The 24,399-nt window shown below is 66.8% G+C and carries 22 protein-coding genes and 1 pseudogene; 6 read left to right on the forward strand and 17 right to left on the reverse strand.

Annotated features, from left to right (window positions below; all coding sequences use genetic code 11):
• Positions 1 to 216: 216 nt before the first annotated feature.
• The 12 genes from ACESK8_RS09395 to ACESK8_RS09450 all read right to left on the reverse strand — a co-directional run bounded on the left by ACESK8_RS09395 (position 217) and on the right by ACESK8_RS09450 (position 12,868).
• The gene (locus ACESK8_RS09395; RefSeq protein WP_372968349.1) at positions 217 to 933 is read right to left on the reverse strand and encodes a DNA-3-methyladenine glycosylase; all 717 of its coding nucleotides are present in this window, start codon (positions 931 to 933) and stop codon (positions 217 to 219) included.
• Between the two features lie 4 nt (positions 934 to 937).
• On the reverse strand, positions 938 to 2,806 hold the full coding sequence (locus ACESK8_RS09400; protein WP_372968350.1) for a hypothetical protein: 1,869 nt from the start codon (positions 2,804 to 2,806) through the stop codon (positions 938 to 940).
• Positions 2,796 to 3,605, reverse strand: a complete 810-nt coding sequence (locus ACESK8_RS09405) for a TIGR03943 family protein (RefSeq protein ID WP_372968351.1) — start codon at positions 3,603 to 3,605, stop codon at positions 2,796 to 2,798. Before ACESK8_RS09405 ends, ACESK8_RS09400 begins: the two co-directional genes overlap by 11 nt.
• Complete coding sequence (locus tag ACESK8_RS09410) at positions 3,598 to 4,629, reverse strand: permease (RefSeq protein WP_372968352.1); 1,032 nt, start codon at positions 4,627 to 4,629, stop codon at positions 3,598 to 3,600. Before ACESK8_RS09410 ends, ACESK8_RS09405 begins: the two co-directional genes overlap by 8 nt.
• On the reverse strand, positions 4,626 to 5,042 hold the full coding sequence (locus ACESK8_RS09415; RefSeq protein ID WP_042540517.1) for a Fur family transcriptional regulator: 417 nt from the start codon (positions 5,040 to 5,042) through the stop codon (positions 4,626 to 4,628). The genes ACESK8_RS09410 and ACESK8_RS09415 overlap by 4 nt, the downstream gene beginning before the upstream one ends.
• Before the next feature lie 44 nt (positions 5,043 to 5,086).
• Positions 5,087 to 5,956: a metal ABC transporter permease gene (locus ACESK8_RS09420; protein ID WP_372968421.1), complete on the reverse strand. Its 870-nt coding sequence runs from the start codon at positions 5,954 to 5,956 to the stop codon at positions 5,087 to 5,089.
• 5 nt (positions 5,957 to 5,961) lie between these two features.
• Positions 5,962 to 6,816: a metal ABC transporter ATP-binding protein gene (locus tag ACESK8_RS09425; protein WP_372968353.1), complete on the reverse strand. Its 855-nt coding sequence runs from the start codon at positions 6,814 to 6,816 to the stop codon at positions 5,962 to 5,964.
• Positions 6,813 to 7,808 (reverse strand): metal ABC transporter solute-binding protein, Zn/Mn family, encoded by a 996-nt coding sequence (locus tag ACESK8_RS09430; RefSeq protein ID WP_372968354.1) that lies wholly within the window; start codon positions 7,806 to 7,808, stop codon positions 6,813 to 6,815. Before ACESK8_RS09430 ends, ACESK8_RS09425 begins: the two co-directional genes overlap by 4 nt.
• Positions 7,809 to 7,977: 169 nt before the next feature.
• Positions 7,978 to 9,663 carry a glycoside hydrolase family 13 protein gene (locus ACESK8_RS09435; protein ID WP_372968355.1) on the reverse strand — a complete coding sequence of 562 codons (1,686 nt, stop codon included), beginning with the start codon at positions 9,661 to 9,663 and terminating at the stop codon, positions 7,978 to 7,980.
• 45 nt (positions 9,664 to 9,708) lie between these two features.
• Positions 9,709 to 10,587 (reverse strand): carbohydrate ABC transporter permease, encoded by an 879-nt coding sequence (locus ACESK8_RS09440; protein WP_060927112.1) that lies wholly within the window; start codon positions 10,585 to 10,587, stop codon positions 9,709 to 9,711.
• The gene (locus tag ACESK8_RS09445; protein ID WP_372968356.1) at positions 10,587 to 11,528 is read right to left on the reverse strand and encodes a carbohydrate ABC transporter permease; all 942 of its coding nucleotides are present in this window, start codon (positions 11,526 to 11,528) and stop codon (positions 10,587 to 10,589) included. The genes ACESK8_RS09440 and ACESK8_RS09445 overlap by 1 nt, the downstream gene beginning before the upstream one ends.
• Positions 11,525 to 12,868 (reverse strand): ABC transporter substrate-binding protein, encoded by a 1,344-nt coding sequence (locus tag ACESK8_RS09450; protein ID WP_372968357.1) that lies wholly within the window; start codon positions 12,866 to 12,868, stop codon positions 11,525 to 11,527. Before ACESK8_RS09450 ends, ACESK8_RS09445 begins: the two co-directional genes overlap by 4 nt.
• Before the next feature lie 101 nt (positions 12,869 to 12,969).
• Here ACESK8_RS09450 and ACESK8_RS09455 point away from each other — a divergent pair, with 101 nt between their 5' ends.
• The 4 genes from ACESK8_RS09455 to ACESK8_RS09470 all read left to right on the forward strand — a co-directional run bounded on the left by ACESK8_RS09455 (position 12,970) and on the right by ACESK8_RS09470 (position 16,622).
• Positions 12,970 to 14,190 carry an ROK family protein gene (locus tag ACESK8_RS09455; RefSeq protein ID WP_372968358.1) on the forward strand — a complete coding sequence of 407 codons (1,221 nt, stop codon included), beginning with the start codon at positions 12,970 to 12,972 and terminating at the stop codon, positions 14,188 to 14,190.
• 98 nt (positions 14,191 to 14,288) lie between these two features.
• Positions 14,289 to 14,465 (forward strand): hypothetical protein, encoded by a 177-nt coding sequence (locus tag ACESK8_RS09460; RefSeq protein ID WP_372968359.1) that lies wholly within the window; start codon positions 14,289 to 14,291, stop codon positions 14,463 to 14,465.
• Positions 14,466 to 15,005 (forward strand): 2'-5' RNA ligase family protein, encoded by a 540-nt coding sequence (locus ACESK8_RS09465; protein ID WP_372968360.1) that lies wholly within the window; start codon positions 14,466 to 14,468, stop codon positions 15,003 to 15,005.
• Between the two features lie 363 nt (positions 15,006 to 15,368).
• Positions 15,369 to 16,622, forward strand: coding sequence for a hypothetical protein (locus ACESK8_RS09470; RefSeq protein ID WP_372968361.1), 1,254 nt, complete (start codon positions 15,369 to 15,371; stop codon positions 16,620 to 16,622).
• Positions 16,623 to 17,317: 695 nt separating this feature from the next.
• Here ACESK8_RS09470 and ACESK8_RS09475 read toward each other — a convergent pair.
• The 3 genes from ACESK8_RS09475 to ACESK8_RS09485 form a co-directional block, all read right to left on the reverse strand.
• Positions 17,318 to 18,220, reverse strand: coding sequence for a hypothetical protein (locus ACESK8_RS09475; RefSeq protein WP_372968362.1), 903 nt, complete (start codon positions 18,218 to 18,220; stop codon positions 17,318 to 17,320).
• Between the two features lie 128 nt (positions 18,221 to 18,348).
• Positions 18,349 to 19,260, reverse strand: coding sequence for a DNA damage-inducible protein D (gene dinD / locus ACESK8_RS09480; RefSeq protein ID WP_372968363.1), 912 nt, complete (start codon positions 19,258 to 19,260; stop codon positions 18,349 to 18,351).
• Between the two features lie 47 nt (positions 19,261 to 19,307).
• Entirely contained in the window at positions 19,308 to 19,505 is a 198-nt protein-coding gene (locus ACESK8_RS09485) for a hypothetical protein (protein WP_372968364.1), read from the reverse strand.
• A gap of 131 nt (positions 19,506 to 19,636) precedes the next feature.
• Here ACESK8_RS09485 and ACESK8_RS09490 point away from each other — a divergent pair, with 131 nt between their 5' ends.
• On the forward strand, positions 19,637 to 20,002 hold the full coding sequence (locus ACESK8_RS09490) for a helix-turn-helix domain-containing protein (protein WP_372968365.1): 366 nt from the start codon (positions 19,637 to 19,639) through the stop codon (positions 20,000 to 20,002).
• A 2-nt stretch (positions 20,003 to 20,004) separates the two neighbouring features.
• On the forward strand, positions 20,005 to 20,925 hold the full coding sequence (locus tag ACESK8_RS09495) for an ImmA/IrrE family metallo-endopeptidase (RefSeq protein WP_372968366.1): 921 nt from the start codon (positions 20,005 to 20,007) through the stop codon (positions 20,923 to 20,925).
• 35 nt (positions 20,926 to 20,960) lie between these two features.
• On the opposite strand, the pseudogene ACESK8_RS09500 reads toward ACESK8_RS09495, so the two are convergent.
• Positions 20,961 to 21,368: pseudogene (locus ACESK8_RS09500) on the reverse strand (aldo/keto reductase).
• A 176-nt stretch (positions 21,369 to 21,544) separates the two neighbouring features.
• On the reverse strand, positions 21,545 to 24,232 hold the full coding sequence (locus tag ACESK8_RS09505; RefSeq protein WP_372968427.1) for a hypothetical protein: 2,688 nt from the start codon (positions 24,230 to 24,232) through the stop codon (positions 21,545 to 21,547).
• Positions 24,233 to 24,399 lie beyond the last annotated feature (167 nt).

The following is a 24,399-nucleotide window of genomic DNA, read 5'->3' on the forward strand; positions in this document are numbered from 1 at the left end:
AGACGTTGTGACCGAAGCCGGGAACAGCTCCGGTCACCTGGCACACTGCTGCCATGATGGTGACTCCTTCTATACCGTGAGGCCGGACGGCCTCACCCAAGATCCCTTGTCTGCGCGCCACCCCGCATCGCCGATCTCTCGGCCGAAGAAGGGGAAGCACGCGAACTACGCACAGGAGTGTGCGCAGACAAAGAGTCAGTTTAGCACGGACCTCATTCAGCGCGGAACGCCGCCCACCTCGCCAGTGTGGAGAGATTCCGCCTGAGCGCCTCTCCCCCACCGGAACGGAGAGACCGTCGGGTCACCGGCGATCCAGAAGCGCCACGGGAACGCCGCCGTGCCCGCGATGCCGGCCACTCCGACGCGAGGACCCGTCGCGACATCCTCCACCGGGTCGTCACGCAGCCACAGCTCGGCGCGGGCACCCTCGTGCTCGGCACCGGTGATCGCGTCGATGCCGTCGTGGAGCGGATGCCGCAGCCCCGCGGCCTGTCCGAACCGGCCCGGGCCCCTGGCGAGGTCTCGCAGCGTCGTGGCGGTGAGGGGAAGCGCCGCACGGCGGCGCACCGCGGCGGCATCCGCTCCCGCCACCACCTCGCCGGCACGCAGCAGGATTCCGCCCGCCTGGCCCTCGGGCCCCGAAACGACGTTGACGCACGAGTGGATGCCGTGGCTCAGGTACACGTAGAGGTGCCCTGCCTCGCCCCACATCGTCGCGTTGCGGGCGGTGCGTCCCATGCGGGCGTGCGACCCGGGATCGGCCTCGGGCCCGGTGCCCTGACCGTGATACGCCTCGACCTCGGTCAGTCGCAGCCGGACCTCGGATCCTGCGACGACCGTCCGCAGCTCCGCCCCGAGCAGCAGCGGGGCGACATGCACCGGCAGCCCGCTCAGCTCGGCGCGGGTCGCTCGGTGCAGGGCATCCGTCGTCATGGGCTCAGAACTTGGGGGCCATCTGGCACCACGATGCGTCGAAACCGGTGAGCGCCACGATCTCGTCGCCGGTGCGCAGGTCGAGCAGGTGCGTCTCGAGGTTCTCGGGCAGGGGCAGCAGCATCTGGTCGTACGGATTCTCGGCGAGGTTCGGCGCGATCACGACCGCGGCGTACTGCCCGCTGGGCGATGCGCACGCCTGCAGGATCGAACCGGTCGAGTCGACCTCGGCCAGCGGCGTCGCCTTCCCGTCGTCGTCGACGCGCACGATCGCCTGGCCGCTCGGCACGCCGCTGTCGTCCCGCGCCACGACATGGCGCAGAGTGCCGCCGGGGAACGGCGTGATCGTGATCGCGGTGCCGTAGTCGGGGTCGGAGGCCTCCAGCGGCACCTCGGTGCCGTCGGCGAGGTTCAGCTCGACGACCGCACCGTCCAGTCGCTCGACGATGGCCGTGTACGTGCCGCGCGAGATCCCCTGGATGGTCGTGGCCAGCCCGAGGGACTGCACACCGGCATCCGTCGAGCGGTCGATCAGCGACAGCGCGCCGTCGAAGTCGATGAACAGCACAGCGGCGCTGTCCGGCACGAACTGCCACACGAAGACGTTGGCCTCCTTGTCGCCGACCTCGGTCACGACCGGTTCGTCGTCGCCGCTCAGCGACTGGGTGACGAGCACGCTCGCCCGCCCCTCGGTGTCGCTGAGCTCCTTGTCGGAGTAGCTGTATCCCACCAGCCCCCCGCGGTCGGAGACCTGGATGTCGCGGACATCGCCCACGCCCGGGAGCGGCAGCTCGCGCTGCTTCTTGCCCTCGCGGTCCATCACGAGCAGCTGGGAGCCGTCGTCCCCCTCGACGGACACGACGAGCTGCGACGACGTCGCGCGGAAGTCGTTGATCTTGTCGGCGGCGAACACCGTGACAGCCTTCTCGCCGGTCAGATCGGTGCGGAAGATCTTGTCGTCGCCGTCCGCGTCACGGCGCAGCAGGAACATGGTCGAGGGGGGCGTCGTGAAGGTGGTGGTCAGCGTCGCGCTCGGTCCGCCGCCCGCGCCCACCGCGTCGGCGACGCTCACGGTGTAGTCGGTGTCGTCGTCGAGCGGCACGGTGAAGCGGATGCCGACGCCGCGACCCGCGGCGTCGAGCGTGAACGGCACGGCCGGCTCGACCGTCACCTGGGACTCGTCGATGGCGGCCAGGGACTGGTTGGCGGTGAGGATGACCCGGCTGCCGGACGCCTCGATCGCCTCCGCAGGGTCCACCTGGACCTGCGTGATACGCGGTCCCTGGGTCAGGCTGACGACGCCGAGGCCCGCACCGACCAGGACCAGGATGCCGAGCACGGACCCGAGTGCCAGCAGGAACCGGCGGTCGCGTGGAGCAGCGGGCTCCTCGGCACTCGGCGCCTCGGCCTGCTTCTGCGGCTGGGGCGCTTTCGCGGACTTGGGCTGCTTCTCGGGCTTGGGCTGCTTCTCGGCCTTCGGTTTCTTCTCGGCCTTCGGCTTCCTGCCGGCGTTCGGCTCCACCGGCGCGACAGGTGCATAGTCGGTCCCGGAGTGAGCCGCGAACGTCGTCGTGGATTCCGCGTCAGGCGGGACGAAGGTCGAACGCGTCGGCCGCTCGCCGCCGGTCGGGCGAGTCGCGGGCGACACGACAGACGTGTCCGTCCCCGGAGGCGTTCCGTCTCGCTCGGTCCCACCGCCCTCGCCCGGCGAGTCGGAGGCGGGCTCGGCCCCATCGCCATCGCTCAGCGAAGGAGACAGATCATCCGCAGCAGCAGCAGCAGCAGCCGCCGCAGCCGCCGCCTCCGCCTCGCGGGCTGCCCGCAGCTCGGCGCGCGTCCGAGGCACCTCGGGGCGCTCGTCGTCAGTACTCATACGGATCCCGGGGTTCGTCGATCGCGGTCACCGTCGTCGGCTCGACGTGCAGCGAGCCGTCGGCATCCGCCTTGACCGTGCCCTCGACCTCGACCCACTGACCGGTGTCGAACTCTCCGGCGTCGATCGTGACGGGCAGCGTCGCGGGCTGCGCGTCGATCACGCAGTGCGTGATGACGAGGCGCGTGAGGTTCACGCCGTCGGCATCCGTCGGAGTGACGAAGCCCGTCAGCGTCACCGTCTTGCCGTCGTAGGCGGCGGTGTTCGTCGCAGTGGCGAACACGCTGGCCCAGTCACCGACTCCGAACGTCGCCGTGTCGGCCACTCCGAGGGTCACGTCGTCCGCGCCGGCGAACAGGGCGGTCTGCTCGCCCACCCGCGACATCGCGAGCTCGACGGACAGCGAGGCCGGCGGCAGCACCAGGGCGGCGATCACGACGCCGGATGCCACCACTCCACCGGTCACCGTGCCGGCCAGGGCGAGGCTCCGACGGGGTCTGGCGACGGCATCCGCGTCCGAGCCGGTGGATGCGCCGGCAGCGGGCGCTCCGCCGTGATCGTGACCGTGGTCGCCCTCTTCACCGAGCGGCAGCGTGCACGACCAGATCGCGCCGGCCAGCGTCACGACGGCGGCCGCGCACGCGAACCACACCGACTCGGGGCTGATGTAGAGATTGAGTCGGCCGGTCAGACCGAGACCCAGCGTGACGACCGAGATGACCGTGGCGAGGCCGATGCCGAGCCAGCGGGTGCCCAGCGCGCGGGCTTGGGACGGAGCGTGCTCGATCTGCTCAGACAAAGACGTTCACCCCGATCCCGATCACGAAGGCGGCGAGCACGACCACGCCGACGATGCCGGCGAGCGTGCGGGTGGTGAAGGTCGTGCGCATCAGCGCGAGCATCTTCACGTCGACGAGCGGGCCGACCAGCAGGAAGGCGACCAGAGCGCCGGACGAGAACGTCGAGGCGAACGAGAGCGCGAAGAAGGCGTCGACGTTCGAGCAGATGGCGACGGTCATCGCCAGCGCCATCATCGCGAGGATGGACAGCACCGGGTTCGAGCCGATCGCCAGCAGCACGTCCCGCGGGATCAGCACCTGCACGGCCCCGGCGAGCGCCGACCCGATCACGAGTGCGGGCATGACCGCCCGCAGCTCGACCAGGAACTGTGTGAGGCTGCGACGGACCGGGGTGCCGTGCTCGTGCGTGACGCGGTCGCATGTGTCGATGAAGCGCTGGGTGAGCAGCGAGTCCGGCGAGGGGTGGCGGCTGTAGATCCAGCCGATCAGGTTCGCGATCAGGTAGCCGCCGATGAGGCGGGCGACCAGGATGCCGTCGTCGAAGCCGAACGCCGCGTGGGTGGTGAGGATCACGATCGGGTTCACGATCGGGGCCGCGATCAGGAAGGTCAGTGCTTCTGCGGGGGCCAGTCCCCGCATCATGAGCCCGCGGGCGAAGGGCACGTTGCCGCATTCGCACACCGGGATCAGCATCCCGAGCAGCGACAGCACGGCACGACGCGCCCAGGCGCGCTTCGGCAGCCAGCGGTGGATGACGTCGGCCGGCAGCCACACCTGCACGACGATCGAGAGCAGCACGCCGAGGATGACGAACGGCAGGGCCTCGATCAGCACGCTCAGCGCGAGGGTCAATCCGTCCTGCGCCCGGTTCGGCAGGCTCGCGGTGAAGAGGTCCGGAAGGAAGCGGTCGACGAGGAACAGCGCCGCCACGATCGCGGTGCCGAGGGCGACGCCGATCCACGGCGAGCGCGGCTCTCGGTTCGGCCGATGCGTGTGCGGCCGGGTGGCGGTCTGAGCGCTCACGCGTTCGCTGCCTCTTCGGCGTCGCGCTTGTTGGTGCAGGAGGCGCACAGGCCGAAGATGTCGACGACGTGTGCGGCATCCGTGAAGCCGTGGAGGGCCGCGGTGCGGTGCGCCCACTGCTCGACGTCGGTGGCCTCGATCTCGACGGTGAGCCCGCAGTTGCGGCAGATCAGATGGTGGTGGTGGCCCTGGGTCGTGCACGCGCGGTACAGCGCTTCGCCCTCGGGACTCTGCAGCGAGTCGGCGTCACCGGCGGCGGCGAGTCCTGCAAGCGCCCGGTACACCGTGGCGAGGCCGATCCCGGTGTTGTCGTCACGCAGCGAGGCATGCAGGTTCTGCGCACTGACGAACCCACGCGCGTCGGCGAGGGCTTCGCGCACGCGATCGCGCTGCCAGGTGTTCCGCTGAGCCATACCCACGATTCTAGGCGCGCCGCCCTTGCCGGGCCCTGGGAGCGTCAGGCCCGCACGCGGCGCACGCCGCCTCGGGCTCGCTGGACGATCCAGCACACGACGTAGATCGTGAACGAGAGGGTCGTGATGTACGGGCTCACCGGCAGGGTGCCGGCGAGGGCGAGCAGGATGCCGCCGACGGCCGACACGAAACCGAAGAGCGCCGCCAGCAGCGGGACGGCGACCGGTCCCGCGGTGATGCGCATCGCCGCGGCGGCGGGGGTGACGAGCAGCGCCATCACGAGCAGGGCGCCGATGATGTGCACGCTGACCGCGACGATGAGTCCGAGCAGCACCATGAACAGCAGGCTCACCGCTCGGGTGGGCACGCCGCGGGCGGCGGCGGACTCCGGGTCGAGCGAATCGAAGCGCAGCGGGTTCCACATGAGCAGCAGACCGAGAAGCACGACGATGCTGATGCCGAGCAGCCACCCGAGGTCGGGGCTCGACACCGACACGATCTGCCCGGTCAGCAGGCTGAAGCGGTTGGCGCTGCGTCCGTCGTACAGCGAGAGGAAGAGGATGCCGAGGCCGAGACCGAACGGCATCAGCACGCCGACGATCGAGTTGCGGTCGCGCGCCTTGGCTCCGAGCACGCCGATCAGGACCGCCGCGACCAGGGCGCCACCGAGCGAGCCGAGCACCACGCTGCCGCCGAACAGCAGCGCCGCGGCGGCGCCGGCGAACGACAGCTCGCTCACGCCGTGCACCGCGAAGGCGAGGTCTCGCTGCATGACGAAGACGCCGATGAGTCCGCCGACGATCCCGAGCACCGCCCCGGCGATGATCGAGTTCGCGAGCAGGGCGACGAGCTCGCCGTAATCCTGGAACGAGAAGACGTCGCTCCAGTCGACGGCCTGGACGATGCCGGTCATGACGTTCATGCGGCACCTCCGTGGTCGTGATCGTGGTCGTGCAGGTGGTGGGGCTCGGCATCCGGGACCCCGACGACGACGAGCCGGTCGCCGGCCCGCAGCACGAACACCGGAGTGCCGTAGAGCTCGGTGAGGACCCGGGTCTGCAGCACCTCCTCCGGGGTGCCCAGCACGAAGCGTCCCCCTGCGATGTAGAGGATGCGGTCGACGCGGCCGAGGATCGGGTTCACGTCGTGCGTGACGAACAGCACTGCGGCGCCGCGCTCGCGCCGCTGCCGATCGATGATGTCGGTCACCGCCAGCTGGTTCGCGAGGTCGAGGTTCGACAGCGGCTCGTCGCAGAGCAGCAGGGTGGGTTCGCCGGCGAGTGCCTGTCCGACCCGCAACCGCTGCTGCTCACCGCCCGACAGGAGTCCCACACGACGGTCGGCATAGTGCGCGGCGCCGACGGATTCGAGCAGCCGGTCGACTTTCGCGCGATCGCCGCGGTGCGGGATCGGGAATCCGAAACGACTGCCCTGCACGCCGAGCGCCACGAGATCGCGGGCCCGCATGCTCGTGTCAGGAGCGAGCGAACGCTGCTGCGGGATGTACCCGATGCGCGGGTTGCCCTTGCGCACCGGCCCGCCCGCGACGGTGATCTCGCCGGTCGACAGAGGCTGCAGGCCGAGGATGCTGCGCAGCAGCGTGGTCTTGCCCGAGCCCGACGGCCCGAGCACCGCGATGAACTCGCCGGGCTCGACGGTCAGGTCAAGACCCGACCACAGCTCCCGGTCGCCACGCTGAAGCGCGGCCCCTCGCACCTCGAGTACGGGGGTCTGTCCGTCGGCTCCTGCCCGCGCGTCGGCGGCGCCGCTCACGACTGGAGCGCGTCGGCGAGGCTCTGGATCGCGTCACTCATCCACTCAGAGTACGACGATCCGTCGGGGAGCAGCTCCGTGAAGGCGACCACCGGGATGCCGGCATCGGTCGCGGCATCCTCGACGCGCTGCGTCTCGGCGCCACCGGTCTGCGCGTTGGTGAGCACCGCGGCCACGTCTCCGTCCTCGACGACCCCGAGGGTCGCGAGCAGTGTCGCGGGGGCGACGTCGCTGCCCTCCTCCACCGACTCGGCGAAGCCCTCCGGCGTGACGTCGGTGAGGCCGGCGGCCGTGGCGAGGTAGCCGGGCAGCGGCTCGGTGATGATGACGTTCGCGCCGGCGGCATCCGTCTTCAGGGTCTCGAGGTCAGCCTCGAACCCCTCGAGGTCGGCGACGATCTCCTCGGCGTTGGCCGTGAACTCCGCCTCGCCGTCGGGGTCGATCGCGGTGAGCTCGTCGGCGATGGCCTCGACGACGTGGATCATCGTGTGCGGGTCGAACCACACGTGCTCGTTGAAGCCCTCGATGTGATCGTGGCCCTCGTGGCCCTCTTCGCCCTCGGCATGATCGTGGTCGTGCTCCTCCTCGGCAGCGCCCTCCTCGCCCTCGTGGTCGTGGCCCTCGTTGCCGGGGAAGTCGTGCGAGAACTCGACGGCGCTCACGATGTGCGGGTCCTGGGCATCCTGCAGCAGGGTGTCGATGAAGCCGTCGTATCCGCCGCCGTTCTCGATGACGAGGTCGGCCTTCTGCACCGTCAGACGGTCGCGGGCGGATGCCTCGTAGGAGTGCGGGTCCTGTGTCGCGGACGTGATGATCGAGGTCACGTCGACGCGGTCGCCGCCGATCTGCGCCGCGAGCGAACCGTAGACGTTGGTGCTCGCAGCGACGGTCACCGCACCCGAGTCGCCCTCTCCCGATGCGGGGGCGGAGCATCCGGCCAGCGAGAGCGCGGCGACGGATGCGAGGGCGAGGGCGACGAACGGCTTCTTCATGTCCCCCACTCTAAACGTTAATGAGAACCATTATCAAACCGGCGCGTGTCTCGCATACCCGCCACCTGCGTGCTCAGAACACGGATACAGGACCAGAAAACCCTCTCTGGCCCTGCATCTGTGATTTCTGCCTGCATTCGGTGCCCGGTCAAGACCGGACCGCCCGGGGTCAGCCGAGGAGGCCCGGGGCGATCCAGACCGACGCATCTCCGGGCAGCGCGCCGTCGATCAGGGCGACCGTGCTGAGCACGACATCCGCCGCATCCGCTCCGAGATCGAACGGCTCCGTGCCGAAGTTGGTCACGACCTGCCACCCGTTCGGGCGGGCGAAGCGCAGCACGTCGGCACGGCCGGTCTCGATCCATTCCATCCGCTCGGCGGTCTGCAACTCATGGCGCAGCCGCAGGGCCTCGCGGTACAGCGAGAGCGTCGACGACGGATCCGCCGCCTCGACCTCGACCGCGTGCCGTCCGAACCACTCCGGCTGAGGCAGATGCGCCTCCGCCGCGCCGAAGCCGAAGGACGGACCGGATGCGGTCCACGGCAGCGGTACGCGGCATCCGTCCCGTCCGAGTCCGTCGAAGTCCGCGCCGCGGAAGAACGCCGGGTCCTGACGGTGCTCCGGACCGATCTCCGCGACCTCCTGCAGGCCCAGCTCCTCACCCTGGTAGAGGTACGTGCTGCCGGGCAGGCCGAGCAGCAGCAGCGTCGCGGCGTGGGCGCGGCGGAGGCCCCGTTCGCGGTCGAGCTGCTCCGTCGACCCGCCGGCCGCCACCCATTCGACACCCTGCTTCACTCCCGTGCGAGTTCCCAGCGGCGCCAGACCGTACCGAGTCGCATGCCGGGTCACATCGTGGTTCGACAGCACCCACGTGGTCGACGAGCCCGTGGCATCCGCCTGCGCGAGGTTGTCGGCGATGATCGTGCGGAACTGGGTCGCGTCGAAGTCGGCGACGAGCAGGTCGAAGTTGAACGCCTGCCCGAGCCCCTCCGCCGACGCGTACTTCGCCCGCCGCTCCGGCGTGCTCACCCATGCCTCCGCCACGGCCGTGCGGGGCGGGTCGTACTCGTTGAACACGCGACGCCACTCGGCGTAGATCTCGTGCACGTCGTCGCGGTCATGCAGCGGGTGGTTGCCGTCATGAGGGAGCAGCGCGAGCTCGTCCGTGCTCGGCAGGGGCTCGGTCAGATCCTTGGTGAGCATGTGCGCCACGTCGATCCGGAATCCGTCGACGCCGCGGTCCGACCAGAAGCGGAGCGTCTTCAGGAAGTCCTCGCGCACCTCGGGGTGGTCCCAGTTGAGGTCGGGCTGCTCGGGGGCGAAGCTGTGCAGGTACCACTGGCCGTCCTCCACCCGCTCCCAGGCCGAGCCGCCGAAGGCGGCGGTCCAGTCGGTCGGCGGCTCCGATCCGTCAGGACCCGACCCTTCGCGGAAGATGTATCGCTCGCGGGCCGCCGAGCCGCGGCCTGCGGCGAGCGCCTCCTGGAACCACTCGTGCAGGTCGGAGGAGTGGTTCGGCACGATGTCGACGATCACGCGGATGCCGCGCTCGTGCAGCGCCGCGACCATGTCGTCGAAGTCGTCGAGCGTGCCCAGGCGCGGATCGACGTCGCGGTAGTCGGCGACGTCGTAGCCGCCGTCGGCGAGCGCGGACGGATAGAACGGGCTCAGCCACACAGCGTCGATGCCGAGGTCGCGCAGGTAGTCGGCGCGCGAGACGATGCCGGGGATGTCACCCAGTCCGTCGCCGTTCGCGTCGGCGAAGCTGCGGGGGTAGATCTGGTAGACGGCGGCCTGCCGCCACCATGCTGCGGTGGTGTCGTCGCGGGTCTCGGTGAGAAGCGCATCGGTCATGAGGGGTGTTGCTCCTTCGGATTGCGGTTTGGGGTGTGCGACGTGTCAGCCCTTGACGGCGCCCTGCGTGACGCCCTCCATGACGAAGCGCTGCGTGAACAGGTAGGCCAGGATCGCCGGGGCCATCGCCATCAGATACGAGGCGAACGCGACGTTGTAGTTGTTGCTGAACTGGTTCTGGAACAGGTTCTGCCGCACTGGCAGTGTCTGCAGCGCCGGGTCGGAGATGATCAGCGACGGCATCATGAAGTCGTTCCACGCGTAGAGGAAGGCGAAGATGCCGACCGTCGCGCTCATCGGCGCGAGCAGCGGGAAGATCAGCTGCCAGAACGTCTGCCAGGTGGTCGCGCCGTCGATGCGGGCGCTCTCCTCGAGCTCGATCGGGATCGACCGCAGGAATGCCGTGAAGAGCAGCACGCTGAAGCTCAGCTGGAACATCGTCGCGAGGATGATCACCCCGAACGGGTTGTCGAGCCCGACGCGGCCGGTCAGTTGGATCTGCGGCAGCGCCACGACCGGGAACGGGATGAACATCGCCGCGAGCAGGTAGAAGAACGAGTACCGGAACAGGCGGTGGTCCCAGTTGCGCACGATCGCGTACGACGCGAAGGCAGCGAGCACGATCGTCGCGACCACGGTGCCAGCGGTCACCAGCAGCGAGATGCCGGCCCCGACCGGGAACTTGGTGAGATTCCATGCCTGGACGAAGCCGTCGATGCTGAAGGGCGCGGGGAAGGAGAACGCGTTGCCGTCGACCGCCTGGCCGGTGGTCTTGAGCGACATCGAGATCGTCACGTACAGCGGCAGCAGCACGGTGACGGCGCACAGGATCAGGATGATGGTGCCCGACCAGTTCACGCGCTCCATGCGCACGCGCGGCTTCTTGCCCGAAGCCGGGATGGTGGTGAGTGTCTGCGTCGACATCAGAGTGCGTTCCTTCCGCGGGTCAGCGAGAGCTGCAGCAGGGAGATGAGCACCGCGACGATGAAGAAGATCGTCGCGTTGGCCATCTGGTAGGCGTAGTCGCCGCCGTTGAAGCCCGCGATGATGGTCATCGCGACGCTGCGGGTGGCGGTGCCCGGACCGCCGTTGGTCAGGCCGACGATGATGTCGTAGGCGTTGAGGAAGCCCTTGAAGCCGAGGATCACGTTGATCACGACGTACCCCGCGACGAGCGGGATCGTGATGCGCGTGAGCTGCTGGACCTTGTTGGCACCGTCGATGCTGGCGGCTTCGTACACCTCACCCGGCACCGACAGGAGTCCCGCGATGTAGATGAGCAGTGTGCCCGGCACTGCCTGCCAGGCGGTCACGATGACGATCGCCACCCACGCGAGATCGGGATTCGCGAGAAGGCTGGTCGACAGCCACGGGATGCCGGTGGCGGCGCCTGCGGCCGGGATCGAGTTCGAGAACAGGAAGTTGAACACGTAGGCGATGATGATGCCCGAGATCACCATCGGGATCACGAAGATCGTGCGGAGCCCCGTCTTGAAGCGGATGCGGGAGGTCAGCCCGACCGCCAGCAGGAAGGCGATGACGTTGACCACGATCACGGTGGCGATCGAGAACCCGAAGGTGAACAGGTAGCTCTGCAGGATCGCCGGATCGCTGAACATCGCGATGTAGTTCGTCAGTCCGTTGAAGCTCCACTCCCCGATGCCGATCGAGTCGGTGAAGCTGAAGAAGATCCCCATCACGCCAGGGACGGTGATCGCGAGGGTGAAGAGCACGAGCGTCGGCAGCAGGAAGAGGTAGTAGATCGGCTCGACGCGGCCCTTGCGGCGGCCGAGTTTGCGCGCACCTCCCGTGACGATCGCCGTCGTGTCGGTCGTGGGGGTGTTGGGCTTCTTGATGTTGGTCATGGCGTGGACTCCTCTGTCTCGCCGGATGCGGAGTCCTCACCGGACGCGTTGTCCTGGGTCGACGGGATCGGAGCGCGGAACGCGATCCTCGCCCAGTCGGCATCCATCGTGCGCAGGGTGGAAGACGGGGACGCGCCGAGCACCATGGCCTGCACGTAGTTGTTCAGCGGGAGCGTCTTGGGCACGAGCACCGAGGGCCCCTGGTAGATCTGACCGTTCTCGTAGTACTCGATCATCCCCTCGATACGGGGGTCGTCCGGGGCCGGAGCATCCTTCGTGGGCGTGAAGCCGAGCTGTGAGGCGTTGTACTCCTCGATGTTCTCGGGCTGGAACAGGTACTCGAGGAAGTCTCTCGCCGCCTCCTGGTGCCGCGACTCCTCGGGGATCATGGCCGCGAGGTCCATGTTCACGCGCACGCCGAGGTCGGCGGGGTCATCGGTCATGGGCAGTGGGAAGGTGCCGAGCTCGAGGTCGGGCGCGGTCTTCGCGATCTCGCTGAACGCCCAGGGGCCCTGCAGGTACATCGCCGCCTCACCGTTCGCGAAGGCGAGGTTGCCGTCACCGTAGCCTCGCGTGGCAGCATCGTCGTTCGTGTAGTCCTCCGCGAGCTGCATCATGCGCTCCATCGGCTCGGCGAAGTCCTTCTGGAACGACCGCTCCGAATCGGGACCCACCTCGGTGCCCTCCTCTGCGAGTGCGTCGAAGAAGTCGATCACGTCGACGGATCCGCCGGCGGTGTAGTCGTACCAGCCCTGAGCGACGGTCCAGTCGTCCTTGAAGGTGGCGTAGAACGGATCGATGCCCGCATCCTTCAGCTGGTCCGCGACCGCGAGGAGCTCGTCCCAGGTCTGCGGGACCTCGAGGCCCTGCTCGTCGAAGATCTGCTTGTTGTAGATGACGGATGCCGCCATCACCGAATACGGCAGCGCGCTGGTGCGCCCCGCGCACGTCCCGTACTGCTCCATGAGCGGCTGGAGGTCGTCGCGGATGCTCGACGCGGCCTCGGTGTCGGAGAGATCGGTGAGCGCGCAGCGCTGCACGAAACGCGCGATCTCGTAGTTGTAGTTGGCGAGCATGATGTCGGGCGGGTTGCCCCGGACGAAGCTCGCCGAGACCACGTCGACGCCCGAGGTGTCGATCTCGACCCGCACATCGTCTTGCGAGGCGTTGTAGTCGGCGACCAGACCGGTCATGAACTCGATCGCCTCGCGTTTGCTGAACGTGAAGCGGATGGTCTCGGGTCCGCCTGCTGTCGAACAGCCGGTCAGAGCGGCGCCGACGAGCGCGAGCGCGGCCGCACCGGCCACGATCTTCGCCGGGCGTGGGGGTTTCACAGACACCGTCGTCCTTTCGTCCTGTATATCCGCAGACTAAATCTAGTGAGCGAATTTACTTCGATGAAGGGTACTCTCTCATCTGGACGAGAGTGAGGTCAAGGCCCGTGACAGAAGTCTCCGCAGGGCTCGGCACCGGGCGCGCGAGCGTCGGCGCCATCCTCGACTTCGCCTGGGCAGCGGGAGAATTCACCGCGACCGAGGCGATGGCGAGCACCTCGCTGACCCGCTCCACCGCCATCGACGGCATCGACACGCTCGTCGACGCCGGCGTGCTGCGCGAGCTCCCCAACGCCCGCGCGGCCGGGAGCTACCGGGCAGGGCGTCCCGCCCGGCGCTTCGTGCTGGCATCCGATCTCGGCGTCGTGATAGGGGTGGATGCCGGGGACACCCACCTCGCCGTCACCGTCGCCGAGCTGCAGGACCACACCCGCGTGCATCACCGCGTCGATCTCGATCCGACGCAGAGCGCCGACGAGCGACGGGCGACGATCCTCGGGCAGATGACGCAGGCGCTGGCCGAGGCCGATGTCACCCGAGAGGCGGTGCTCGCGATCTGCGTCGGCGTCGCCGCCCCCGTCAACAGGGCGGGAGTCTCACCGCCGCATCCCGAGGGCTTCTGGGAACGCACCAACCCCGGCCTCGCCGAAGCCCTGGCCGACTGGGCTCCGGTCGTCGAGATCAAGAACGACGCGCAGCTCGCGGCGATCGCCGAAGGCTCGGCGGGCGCAGCCATCGGATGCCGAGACTACGTCGCCCTGCTCGCCAGCGAGCGCTTCGGTGGCGGTGTCGTCGTCGACGGCCACGTGCTGCACGGCGCTCACGGCGGGGTGGGTGAGGGTGTCGTGTTCGACCACATCATCGGCGTCGGCTCGGCCTTCGGCCTTCGGTATGCCCTCCAGGATCAGGTGCGAGCAGCGGTGGAGAGCGGCGAGATCTCGTCAGACTCCGCGATCGGTCGGCTCGCGGGTGAGGATCGCATCGATCCGCGAGCCGTGCTGACGGCCGCGTCGGCAGGCGATGCCGACGCACTGCTCGCCACCTCCCGCGTCGGCGCGACACTCGCACGAGTGGTCGGCGTCCTCGGCAGCATGTACGACCCCGCCCGCGTGATCGTGTGCGGGGCGGTTGCGGAGAGCATCGCCCCGGTGCTGGATGCGGCCCGTGAGGTGCTGCCTGCGCAGCTGCACCTGCCGGCACCCGAGATCCTCGCCTCGACGCTCGGCGCCGAGGTCGTCTCGGTCGGCGCCGTCGCCACGGCCCGCCGCGCCGCCCGCGAGGTGGCCGTACCGCTGCTGGCCGAGCGGCGGCTCAGCGCGGTCGGCTGAGGGGCATCCCCATCACGGCCGGCCGCCCTGCACCCGTGACGCCTCAGCGTTCGCATATATGTTGGCCTGATGGAACCGGGCGCGAACCTCGAGGCGGCATGGCTTCCGTGCCCCTGCTGCTCGGTCTCCCCGTCGGCGCGGTCATCGGTCTCGGAATCGGTGCCTCTGCGGGTGATCCGGGTATCGGAGCTGCGGTCGGCGCCCCTGCCGGTCTCATGCTCGGGCTCATCTGGACCGTCATCTGGGAGCAGTTGCGACGCCGCGAGAACGACTAGATGCGCGAACCCGAGCCGCGGCGCTCCCCCTCATCGATCGAACTGCTCCTCGACCCGGCGGCCGACGTGGCGATCCGAGCCGAATGGGAGGCTCTCGCCGCACGCGGGCTCTCGAGCCTCGCCGCGCACACGTCTGCGAGCAACCGCCCGCACATCACACTGGTGGCCAGGATCGGGCTGCCGGCGGTGGAGGCGGAGGTCTTCGAGGATCTCCCTGCGTTCCCCGTGACGCTGGGCGCTCCCCTGCTGTTCGGCATCGGCGCCCGACGGGTACTCGCCCGCAGCGTCGTGCCGACCGCCGAACTGCTCGCGCTCCGCACCGCGGTCCACGACGCCCTCGGTCCTGGCACGGATGCGCCGCACACCGCGACCGGAGAGTGGATGCCGCACGTCGCCCTTGCCCGCAGGCTGCGGGTCGCCGACCTGGCGGAGGCGCTGGAACTCGTCGGCGGGGACATCCAGGGTCACGCCCGCGGCGTGCGTCGCTGGGATCCCGAGCCGGCGTCGATCACGACGCTCGCAACGCTGAGGGCGCCCTAGCGACGATTGGAACCTCGAGAGGGCGCCGTGCCCCTCATATGGGTCGTTGCTTATCCTGATCCGGATCCGTCATTGTTGATCCAGTCAAACACTGGAATCGCCAAAACAACTCCGCCGATGGAATCGTCAAACTATGTGATCCGGTGTGGCACGCTCTGAAGTAGTGGATGTGGAGCCCAGCTACCGACAGACACGGAGGCCGGGACACCGGGGGGAACAGAAATGCACCGACTGCGTCGCATCTGGCATGCGCTCACGGGTGGGACGGCCGAACCGTGCCGGGAAGCCCCAGACGAAAGCGCCCCGCGCCCCCTTAACGAGGACGAGGCTTTACTGATCGCGGGGGCCGCTCTGGTCCATGTCGTGACCAGGTGGAACGCTTGGGTCTATCGAAGGGTTGACAGCGTTCACCCGCTCGTGGGCGAGCGTGGACGGCGGCGCCAGTCGCTCGACTGTTTACCGACTCCAGACCCAGCGCTCGCCTTCCACCCCGAGGAACGCGGCTTTACGAGCCCGCATGATCTACGCGGTCAGATCATGGTCCCGCTCGCCTACATCAAGAAGGAACCGCTGCGCGAGTTCGATGCGAGGGGACCGGATGGAAGCATCTTGCCAGTGCTCGGAGCAGCAGACACAACTCGCTACGGAGTCGCTATGGTTCGAAGCGAGTTGATGCGAACCAACTCCCACGTTCCCGATGGTCTTCTCCCGCTCATCGAAGAGATTGTCGGGCCCGCTAGGGATGAGAAGTCGCTCTCAGACGTCGACAAGCTTGTCGCCAGCGGGTGCTGGCTCGGCCGTGTCCGAGCTGACCCTCGTGTATTCGAGGGAAACGACGCGGGCGAGCTTCTTCGCATGCTCGTCGGACGATTTCTGCTTATCGGCCTCATCGACTCTCAGCGCGCCGGCTCGAGGCAGGTGCTGAAGTATTCCTACGACTGGCATGTGGAGGGCTTGCCTCCACAGCACTTCTTTCTTTCCCTCAAGGTCGCGTTGGGCTGGTCTCGGAGGACCATCGAAGTGCCCTTGGAGGCGGCGTCCGCCGCGGCGAGCTACCACCTCGAATTCCAGACACCGCCCGAAGCCCGATGCACGTTGTTGAGGCTCCCCGGCGAGTCAGGTCCCGACAGCCTCTTCGATGACTCACGAAAGCCTGTGACGCATGTCCACGGGCACTATGATCAACAGCCAGAAGAGAACGGAGAGCTCGTCGTCGATCTCCCCTTCAGGGGTATCCGCATGACCGCCACGGTCGCTGCAGCGTTTTCGTTCCTTACGACGCTCCTCGCTCTGGTGCTCCCTGGCGCCGAGGCTGTCTGGCGCAGCGAGCCTGAAGGGCCGGCAACTGTACTCTTGGTGGCACCCGCTGTGCTACTCGCTCTTGTGGCGTCGCGAGGCGAAAGCGCGCTGGTACGAGAACCAATGAATATTCTGCGCTTCGCGGTTCTCTCGTCGGCCGTGAGCCTGTTCCTTGTGGCCGCAAGTTTGGTTGGCGAGTTGCAGGACGGGTGGCTTCAAACCCTGTGGTGGGGCGTGACGGTGTGGAACGGAATCTTGTTCACCGCCCTGCTCATCGGCAGGCAGATCAGTGAGAAAACCACTCTAGATCTCGCCTGATTGTCAGTGCCAGCAGCTATGCTGAAGCCAAGAGGAGGAGTACCAACATGAACGAGTCATCGAACCGTCGCATTCAGATTGCCCGCGGTAACGCTGTTCCTGGTGGGAAGATCAGCTCTCTCGGAGCTCGCGGTGCCTCCCGCATGGTCCACTCCGCGGCGAGCTCAGTTCAGAGCAACGGTCGCGAGTCGTGGGTCGGCAAGAGCCGCTTCGCCGGTTGACGACGAAGCGGAACGAATGATCAGTGGCCTCGTCGGCCTGACAGTTTCAGCTCGTCAAGCTCGCCGTAGCGACCGGAGCAACCTACAGAGCAAATGGTGTAGTACTGAGCTCATGCCTAAGCACTCAGACTCCAACCTTGTAGCCGAGCCCACCGCGGAGGACCTCGCGCGCCTGAAGGCTGTCCTCGCACGAGTGGGAGGACGTGACGTTTCGTGGGGAGCTGTCGACGTCCTCAACCTCTGGCTCGTCGAGCATCGCGCTCGACTGGATCAACAGATGAGCTCGCAAATTCGCTCCTCCTCTTGGGCGCTCGTCCTCGCGACCGTCGGCCTGGTCCTTTGCACTGCAGGTCTCATCTGGGCGACGCTCGCCTGATCCCGTCCCATCGCGCACTTCGCCTGCGACTCGAGGGCCATTGGCGATTCAGGCGAATCGCAATGTGGTCGATGCGGCCGAGGGGCGCGTTAGGCCACTCACCACCCGAAGAACTGCGTCGCGACCTCCAGTAGTCCAGCGGCCGCAAGGTCCGTCGTGACGCCTGCGGCGAGTGTGACGGATCCGGACTTGACGGCGTCAACGAATTTTCCAACGCGGCTGCGCTTTTCCTGATTGTCACCGTCGTGAACAAGTACGGCCCTCAGCTGTTCGAGGCCCTGGTCGTCGAGGAAGCGGCGCGCACTATCGAGTGCGCCGCCAAGATCGCCGGCATTGACTCGCACCTTCTGGGTGACATTGTGCCCCTGAGCGAGCCCGGTGACGGGACCATAGATGTTGTTAACGATGGTGGTGACGGTCGCGCGCACATCAGGGTTGTCGACGGTGGGCCCGTCCTTCTCTCCGGCGTCCGGGTATTCTGCCTGCAGGTCCAGCGCAAGCTCCAGCGCCTTGGTTCTGACGACGTCAATGATGCCTCTGAGCGCTCCTTGCGGAAACACCTTCTGAGCACTGTAGACACCCCAGTACTCGATGAACGGCACCCGCCCTTCATCGATCCACCCGTTATAGAGCCCGATGACGGCGGGATCCCAAGGCACCGCGATCCCGTCCTCGGACCCGGCGAACCCTTCCAGGGTCGCGAGAGGGTCCTTGAATCGCAACTCGAAAAGCCCGTCGAAACCTTCAGGCATCCCATGCTTCGTCAGAGTGCTCGTGCCCCTGCTCGGCCCCGGACCGGTAATGACTGCCTGCACGTTGACGGTAAAGGGGCCTCGGTAGTCGGGGATGTCGTTCAGATCGTCGTACCCATTCAGCTCTGCCTTGACCCAAGCGAGCAGCGGATCTGCTCCGAGCCGGTGCGCGACAATCATGAGCTTTCTCAGCATCGCCGCAGCATCGCCGTCTGACGCTTGTTCAATCACTTCATCGAGCAGCGTCACGCTTGCATCCTGTCGTTCGTCGCGGTCAACTGCACCGATTCACTCTTCTTCATCAGTCCTCGAGAGTGCCAGCGCAGCATTCAACTCCTCAGGCATTGTCGCCGAGGTCGAGGTCAATGACGTCGCCGTCAGAAGCCGTCGACCTCGCCGAGACCCGCTGCCGCGATCTGCTTCTCTTCTTTCGCGAGGCGCCGCTCCACCTTGGAGATGTCTTCGGCAGCCGGGAGGTTCTCAGGCTGGATGCCACGGTTGCCGAGCATGGCACGCACGCTCTTGCTGTTCTGAACGTGCTCGTCAGTGATCAGTACCTCACCCTGGACATCCTTGGTCTCCACGTTGAGCTTCGTCATCTCGTTGACGAGGGTTTTCGCGGCGATGGACAGCGTCGGGAGGTAGTCGGCCAATGGGCGCGAGTTGGTGATGCCGTACTTGTTCTTCATCTCCTGCGTGGTGTGCCCGCCGAAGAGCGCCTTGTCGCCCTTCGCACGTACCGCAGCCATCTTCGGCCCGTCGAGGCCGCGCTCGTGGAAGAGGCCGGAGAGTGCCTTCTCCGTTGCCTTCAACTGGCGGCGGCTCTCAAGACGTTCCGCATCAAGCACGCGCTGCTCGACGAGCTCCTGCTTCCGGGCCTGCACCACGAAGTAGTGCTTCATGTATGCGACGTTGGGCTTCGTGCCGTCGGCGTTGACCGCGAGGAGGTACGCGCCGTAGCGGCTGAGCATGTAGTCGACGATGGACCGCTCCGCCCCGCTGCCGATGGGAACCATTTTCGTTACTTGACGAAAATGGTCGTCCTCTGCTACCCCAACAAGACGCGCGTTCTCAGCGGCCTTGTGAATGACCTTCTCGAACGATTCCCAGTTCTTGTAGCCGAACTGCGCCTGCAGATCGCGAGCAAACCAGAACTCGACGTCTTGCTCTTCGTTACGGCAATCATCAAGACTGACCTGCAACTCGTCTGAAGTCCCCATACGTGTCCCCTCCGTTTGCTTCGACAGTACCGGTTGGCTCCGACGCATCGCGCTCACCACTTCCTTCATGACGATGCGGGGAGGGTGGAGGAACACCCTCCCCGCGCTGCCGGCAATTACTTTCCGGTCTCGGACTGGCTGGTGTTGGGCCAGCGGCCTGCGGCCTGCGGCGTGATGTAACGCCCCGTGATGCCACTGCGGTGGTGCGTGCCCGAACCGGTGTTCGCGCCGGTCTCCCGCACACTCGTCCGCGGGTGGCGTGCTGCTGCGGCGTTGGAGATGTACCGGCCGCTGATGGTGCTTCGGTTTGCCATGATGATCAGTTCCTTACTTGTTGGTGCAGGGCATTCCCTGCGGTGCTTACAAGAGTAAGCACTCTCACGACGGAACGCAAGCCAAACACGGCACTGCATAGTCAAGTAAGCAAATGTGTCATAATCGGGGTATGACAGAGGACCAGAAGAACGAGCTGCTTGGGGAGTACCTGAAGCGCTCGCGCCTATCTATCCCGATGTCGCTTCGTGCGGTTGAGCGAGCAACAGACGGCGTCACCAACGGCTACCTGAGCCAGATCGAGTCCGGGCAGATCAAGCAGCCTTCCCCCAACGTCCTGTACCAACTGGCCAGCACTTACGGCCTCGACTACCGCGACCTTCTCGTTCGTGCGCGACACCATGTACCGGTCGCAGAGTCGAACGAAGAGAAGACGAGTGAGCTCGCTGGAATCCCCCTTAGGGCCTTGTCGGATCTGACCCCAGACGAGCGCAAGCAGGTCACCGAGTACATCGCCTGGTTGAAGACGAGGCGATAGCCATGACGTCGACGCCTGAGCTTCCGCACGTGCAGATCCGCAAGGCGGCTCGCGCGGCTATGCGGGCGGCGGGCATCGACCCCGAGACCCCTCTCCCGATACCGCTCGCGGACATTGCTACTGCTGCGGGACTCGAGCGTGCGATGCTCGTCGACATCGCCGACGAGCCTGACCTTCCGCCTTCGTTGCGCGGAGTCCTGGCCAAGATCAGCGGACGCGTTCTCGGAGCCCTCGCTCCGCCTGAGCGGCGCATTTACGTCGACACCACCCAACCCGCCGCGCGCGTCCGCTTCACGGAGGCACACGAGATCGGCCACGATGCCCTGCCTTGGCATCGCGACGCGTATCGCGGGGACAACGAGCACACGCTGCACCGCGACACGGAATCTGCACTCGAGGCGGAAGCGAACGCCTTCGCCGCCGAGGTGCTGTTCGGACTGGAGCGCTTCAGCGAACAGGCCGACGGCTACAGGCCCTCGCTCGACGTGCCTCTTGCCCTGACAGCAGACTGGGGAACGTCCGCTCACGCGACTGTGCGACGGTATGCGGAGACGTCCCGCCACGAGTTGGCTCTCGTCATGACAGGAGTCCGCCCGATCACCCTCGGTGGCGCACAGCACGTCCCGATCTGGAACACGTTCGAATCCTTGTCGTTCGTGAAACGGTTCGGACATATCGGCCCCGTTCTCGGACGGCGCCTCACGGACCTCGTCTATCCCTCACTGAGCGGCCTTCTCTCGTCTCGAGCGGCTCAGACGGAGCACTGTGATGTCACCCTGGAGACGAACGTGCGGGGCAAGGTCAAATTCTCCGCTCAAGGCTTCACCAATGGGCGAGTCGGCATGGTCCTGTTGCGTCGCCGGAAGCTCGACCTCGGACGCCGCCTCCAGCTCGTTGGTCCCGACGGGCTCCCGCTGAGCTGACCCACCGGAGCGAGCTCGGATCACCCCGAGCAGTATCACCGCCAGCCTTCGATGCTTCCGGCTACAGGCCAGTTACTGGTGGATTTTACCCGCGACACGGCGCCTACGATGGCCCGGTTCGACTCCTCCTCGCGCTGGTAAAGCGTCGACCCGAACGCGTCCGTCTTGGTGCGGCCCGTGGTCTCATCCCAGTCGCGCGTGAGCTTGCGCCGCGCGAGCGGCGACCACGGCAGCACTCCGACACCGGAGTCGAGGCAGAACAGATGCATCTCCCGCTCCTCCTCGCGCTGCAGCAGGTTGTACTGGTCCTGCATCGACACGAACGGGGTCCATCCGTTCTACACGGCGACGTGCTGCGCCTTCGCGAACTGCCACGCCCACATCGACGAGGCGCCGATGTACCGCGCCTTGCCGGAGCGCACGACGTCATGCAGCGCCTCCATCGTCTCCTCGATGAGTGTCTCCGGATCCCATCGGTAGATTTGGCAGAGGTCGACGGGTCGGCGCCGAGGTACCTCAGGCTCGCGTCGATGCCTGACAGGATGTGCGCGCGGCTGACACCCTCCTGATGTTGCACGGGGCGCCACGTGCCCCGTGCAACATAGTCGCGACGCCGATCTCAGGCAGTCGCGCGGTAGTTGCGGCGCGCCCGACTGGCCGTGAGGGTCAGGCCGCCGAGGATGAGCAACAACGACATCGCAGCCCAACCGCCTGAGCTGGAACCGCCGGTAGACGCCAACGCCCCCGGAGCGCGAACGTCGACGATGTACCAGCCGATGACAGCCCCTGTGGCGTCCGTGACCGCCAGACGGTGTCGTCCGGGAACGGTATCGAGCGGGATGACGAACCCGGCGGTTCCGTCCGGGGCGACGGTCGCGCGACCGAGCGACACCGGAGCGGAGAACAACCACCCTCGCACCTCATTTCTGGAATGGTCTGCGCCCACCTGCACCTTGATCGTCTCACCCGCCGTGACGACTGTGGGGCCGGAGATACCACCGCGCGTTTCGGCTGTCAGATCCGTCTCCGCTAGCGAAGCCGGCGGCGACGGAGTCGACGGCGTGCCCGCGGTGGGCGGATTCGAAGGCTGCCCGGTTTCCGGACCGGGCGGTTCGGTCGCATCTTTGATGAGGAAATCGACGGCCCCTGTTGCCGGGCTGTATTCCTCCCCTTGATGCAGGACGCGGTACTGCACGCGGTGAGTTCCTTCAACGCTCACCGTAAGGGGCTGCGTATACTCGCTCCACTCGTCTCCGAGGCGGTACTGCAAGACCCCTGCCCCCTGCGCGAGGGACAGCTCCACGCTCACATTCCCGCGGTACACACCGTCAGCACCAGAGCCTGAGAGACTCACCTCCACTCGAGGTTCGTCTTCGACGTATGAATTGAGGCCCGACTTCACCGCGGCACCGCCGGACACACCCGTGCCAACGTCGTTCACGATGTGATTTTGGCCTCCGCCCGCACCAAAGGAGACGATTGCGGCATTGCGCAGATGGGTGCCCGGTGACACCTCGATCCCGTTCTCCGCGACGACCCACTCATTGGTGTGGATGAAGACGTCGTAGACGCCGAGGCCGACAGCCCGATGACCGGACGCTTCGTTGGTGACCTTATAGGAGGCGTAGCCCTTCACCGTGCCACTGCGGCTCATGTAATCAGCCTGGGTCGGCGGGTCATACGGGAGTTCACTCTGATAGAAGAACGTCCTGCCGTCGTCGCCCCGCCAAAGGGTCTGGTGGCCCTGGAAGTGTTCAACGAAGAGGCCGTAGACCGTCACTCGGTCGCCATCGACGATGAGCCCGTTCGCCGAGGTGTTCTTGTCCCATCCGGTGGAGTCGGCCTTCAGGCCGTGATCGGCCCGCCACAACCAGAAGTGGTCGCCGATGACATCGGAACTGTTGATGTGCACTGTCACGTCGGCCTTGCCTTCGACCGCTCCGCCGACCCGCGTGAAGACGTCGGCGAGCAACGTGGGGTCATGTGCGTGATCTGCGTCAGCGCCTGGCTCCCCGACCTGCAGGAGCGTGTCGGATCCATCCTCGGTCGCGTCGAAGAGCAAGCCGGCGACGGTGACGCCGTCAACATCCGCGACATGCATGCCGTCGACGCCGCCGGTCGGACGGATGGTGGCCATTCCGAGGCCCAGCACGACGGTGTCGGCGCGACCGACCTCGATGGTCTCGTTGACTTCATAGATGCCGGGGGTGAAGAGCAGGTGCTTCCCGGAAGCGAGAGCGCTGTTGATCGACGCTGCGGAGTCGCCCGGCTTCGCGACGAAGAAGTCGTCGATAGAGACTGAAGCGCCCTCACCAGGTCCGTCGGCACTCCACGAAACACCCCGCGCGTCCTCACGCAGCGCAGGGACGAACACGCGATAGTCACCGGCGTCGTCGAGGTAGAGGAACGGCTTCTCTCGGATGACAGGAGTCTCAGCCTCGACCGTTGTCGCATTCCAGGCCGCAGCGGCCCAGTCAGGCGATTCGGTCGGCGCGTTCGCGTTTCCGACGAAGACATGGTTCCACCCGCCGTTGTACCAGCCGCGCTCGAGATCGTTGTTGCGGAGGATGTACTGCTGCTGAGACCACGAGCCGGTTTCTCCGGTGATGACGCTGTCCGCGAGATATCCGCCACTGGCAGCCTTTCCCCAATCGTCCAGATGTAGATGACCGTTCACCCACAACCGTCGCGCTGGGGCCGCCTGCGAGGTCGCCCACGTGATCCACGTGTCAGGAGATCCCGTATCAATACCGATGTTCTCGACCGAACGCCAGAAATTCGTGAGTGAGTCGGCGGGCTGACTAGGGATCTCGATCCGCGGCACGGTCGTGTCGCGCGGCGTCTCCCCCAGCCCGTAGATGCTGGTGTAGTAGCCAACGTTCATGGTCTTCGTCTCGTACTCGCCGGGTTTGAACGCGAAGGCGAAACGTTCGTCGCTGAGCTCAGCCGCGAACGGGAACATCTTCGCCGCCGCGGCGGCGACCGTGCTGTCGACCTGCGACACGTTGTCGGTCGGGCTGAAGAAGGTCATGTTGTCGCCGAACAGAGCCGACTCCAGCGAAACCGATTCTGAGGCGTCGGCCCTCTCGCCTGTACCCGATACCGCGACGACCGAGTAGTAGTAGCGGTAGCGGTCCTTCTCGCCGACCGCGTCGTCGAAGAACGGGACGTCCACGGTCGCCACCTTGGTCGCGTCGGTGAATGCGCCGGTTGACCGGTAGACGTCATACGACGTGGCCGCAGGAACCGCATCCCAGGCGAGAGTGATCACACCGGCGTCCTCCGTGATCGTCAACGAATCGGTCACCGCCGGAGTCGTGCCTTCTCCTGCACCTCCGCCGCCGTTCGGGTCTGGATCCGTACCCTCAACATCCGAGGTCACGAGAATGACAACCGAGGTGCTCCATCCTGTCCATGCTCCGGAGACGGTCATCTCGAAGTCGCCCTCCGCTGAGGGAGCTGCGATGGTGGCGA

Origin of the sequence: Microbacterium sp. (assembly GCF_041641055.1) — a bacterium.
GTDB lineage: Bacteria > Actinomycetota > Actinomycetes > Actinomycetales > Microbacteriaceae > Microbacterium.

Excerpts from the sequence above, each read along its gene's own strand:
- ACESK8_RS09395 (WP_372968349.1), bottom strand. The coding sequence starts at position 933 with ATGACGACGGATGCCCTGCACCGAGCGACCCGCGCCGAGCTGAGCGGG.
- ACESK8_RS09400 (WP_372968350.1), bottom strand. The coding sequence starts at position 2,806 with ATGAGTACTGACGACGAGCGCCCCGAGGTGCCTCGGACGCGCGCCGAG.
- ACESK8_RS09415 (WP_042540517.1), bottom strand. The coding sequence starts at position 5,042 with ATGGCTCAGCGGAACACCTGGCAGCGCGATCGCGTGCGCGAAGCCCTC.
- ACESK8_RS09420 (WP_372968421.1), bottom strand. The coding sequence starts at position 5,956 with ATGACCGGCATCGTCCAGGCCGTCGACTGGAGCGACGTCTTCTCGTTC.
- ACESK8_RS09430 (WP_372968354.1), bottom strand. The coding sequence starts at position 7,808 with ATGAAGAAGCCGTTCGTCGCCCTCGCCCTCGCATCCGTCGCCGCGCTC.
- ACESK8_RS09435 (WP_372968355.1), bottom strand. The coding sequence starts at position 9,663 with ATGACCGATGCGCTTCTCACCGAGACCCGCGACGACACCACCGCAGCA.
- ACESK8_RS09440 (WP_060927112.1), bottom strand. The coding sequence starts at position 10,587 with ATGTCGACGCAGACACTCACCACCATCCCGGCTTCGGGCAAGAAGCCG.
- ACESK8_RS09445 (WP_372968356.1), bottom strand. The coding sequence starts at position 11,528 with ATGACCAACATCAAGAAGCCCAACACCCCCACGACCGACACGACGGCG.
- ACESK8_RS09460 (WP_372968359.1), top strand. The coding sequence starts at position 14,289 with ATGGCTTCCGTGCCCCTGCTGCTCGGTCTCCCCGTCGGCGCGGTCATC.
- ACESK8_RS09465 (WP_372968360.1), top strand. The coding sequence starts at position 14,466 with ATGCGCGAACCCGAGCCGCGGCGCTCCCCCTCATCGATCGAACTGCTC.
- dinD (WP_372968363.1), bottom strand. The coding sequence starts at position 19,260 with ATGAAGGAAGTGGTGAGCGCGATGCGTCGGAGCCAACCGGTACTGTCG.
- ACESK8_RS09485 (WP_372968364.1), bottom strand. The coding sequence starts at position 19,505 with ATGGCAAACCGAAGCACCATCAGCGGCCGGTACATCTCCAACGCCGCA.
- ACESK8_RS09490 (WP_372968365.1), top strand. The coding sequence starts at position 19,637 with ATGACAGAGGACCAGAAGAACGAGCTGCTTGGGGAGTACCTGAAGCGC.
- ACESK8_RS09495 (WP_372968366.1), top strand. The coding sequence starts at position 20,005 with ATGACGTCGACGCCTGAGCTTCCGCACGTGCAGATCCGCAAGGCGGCT.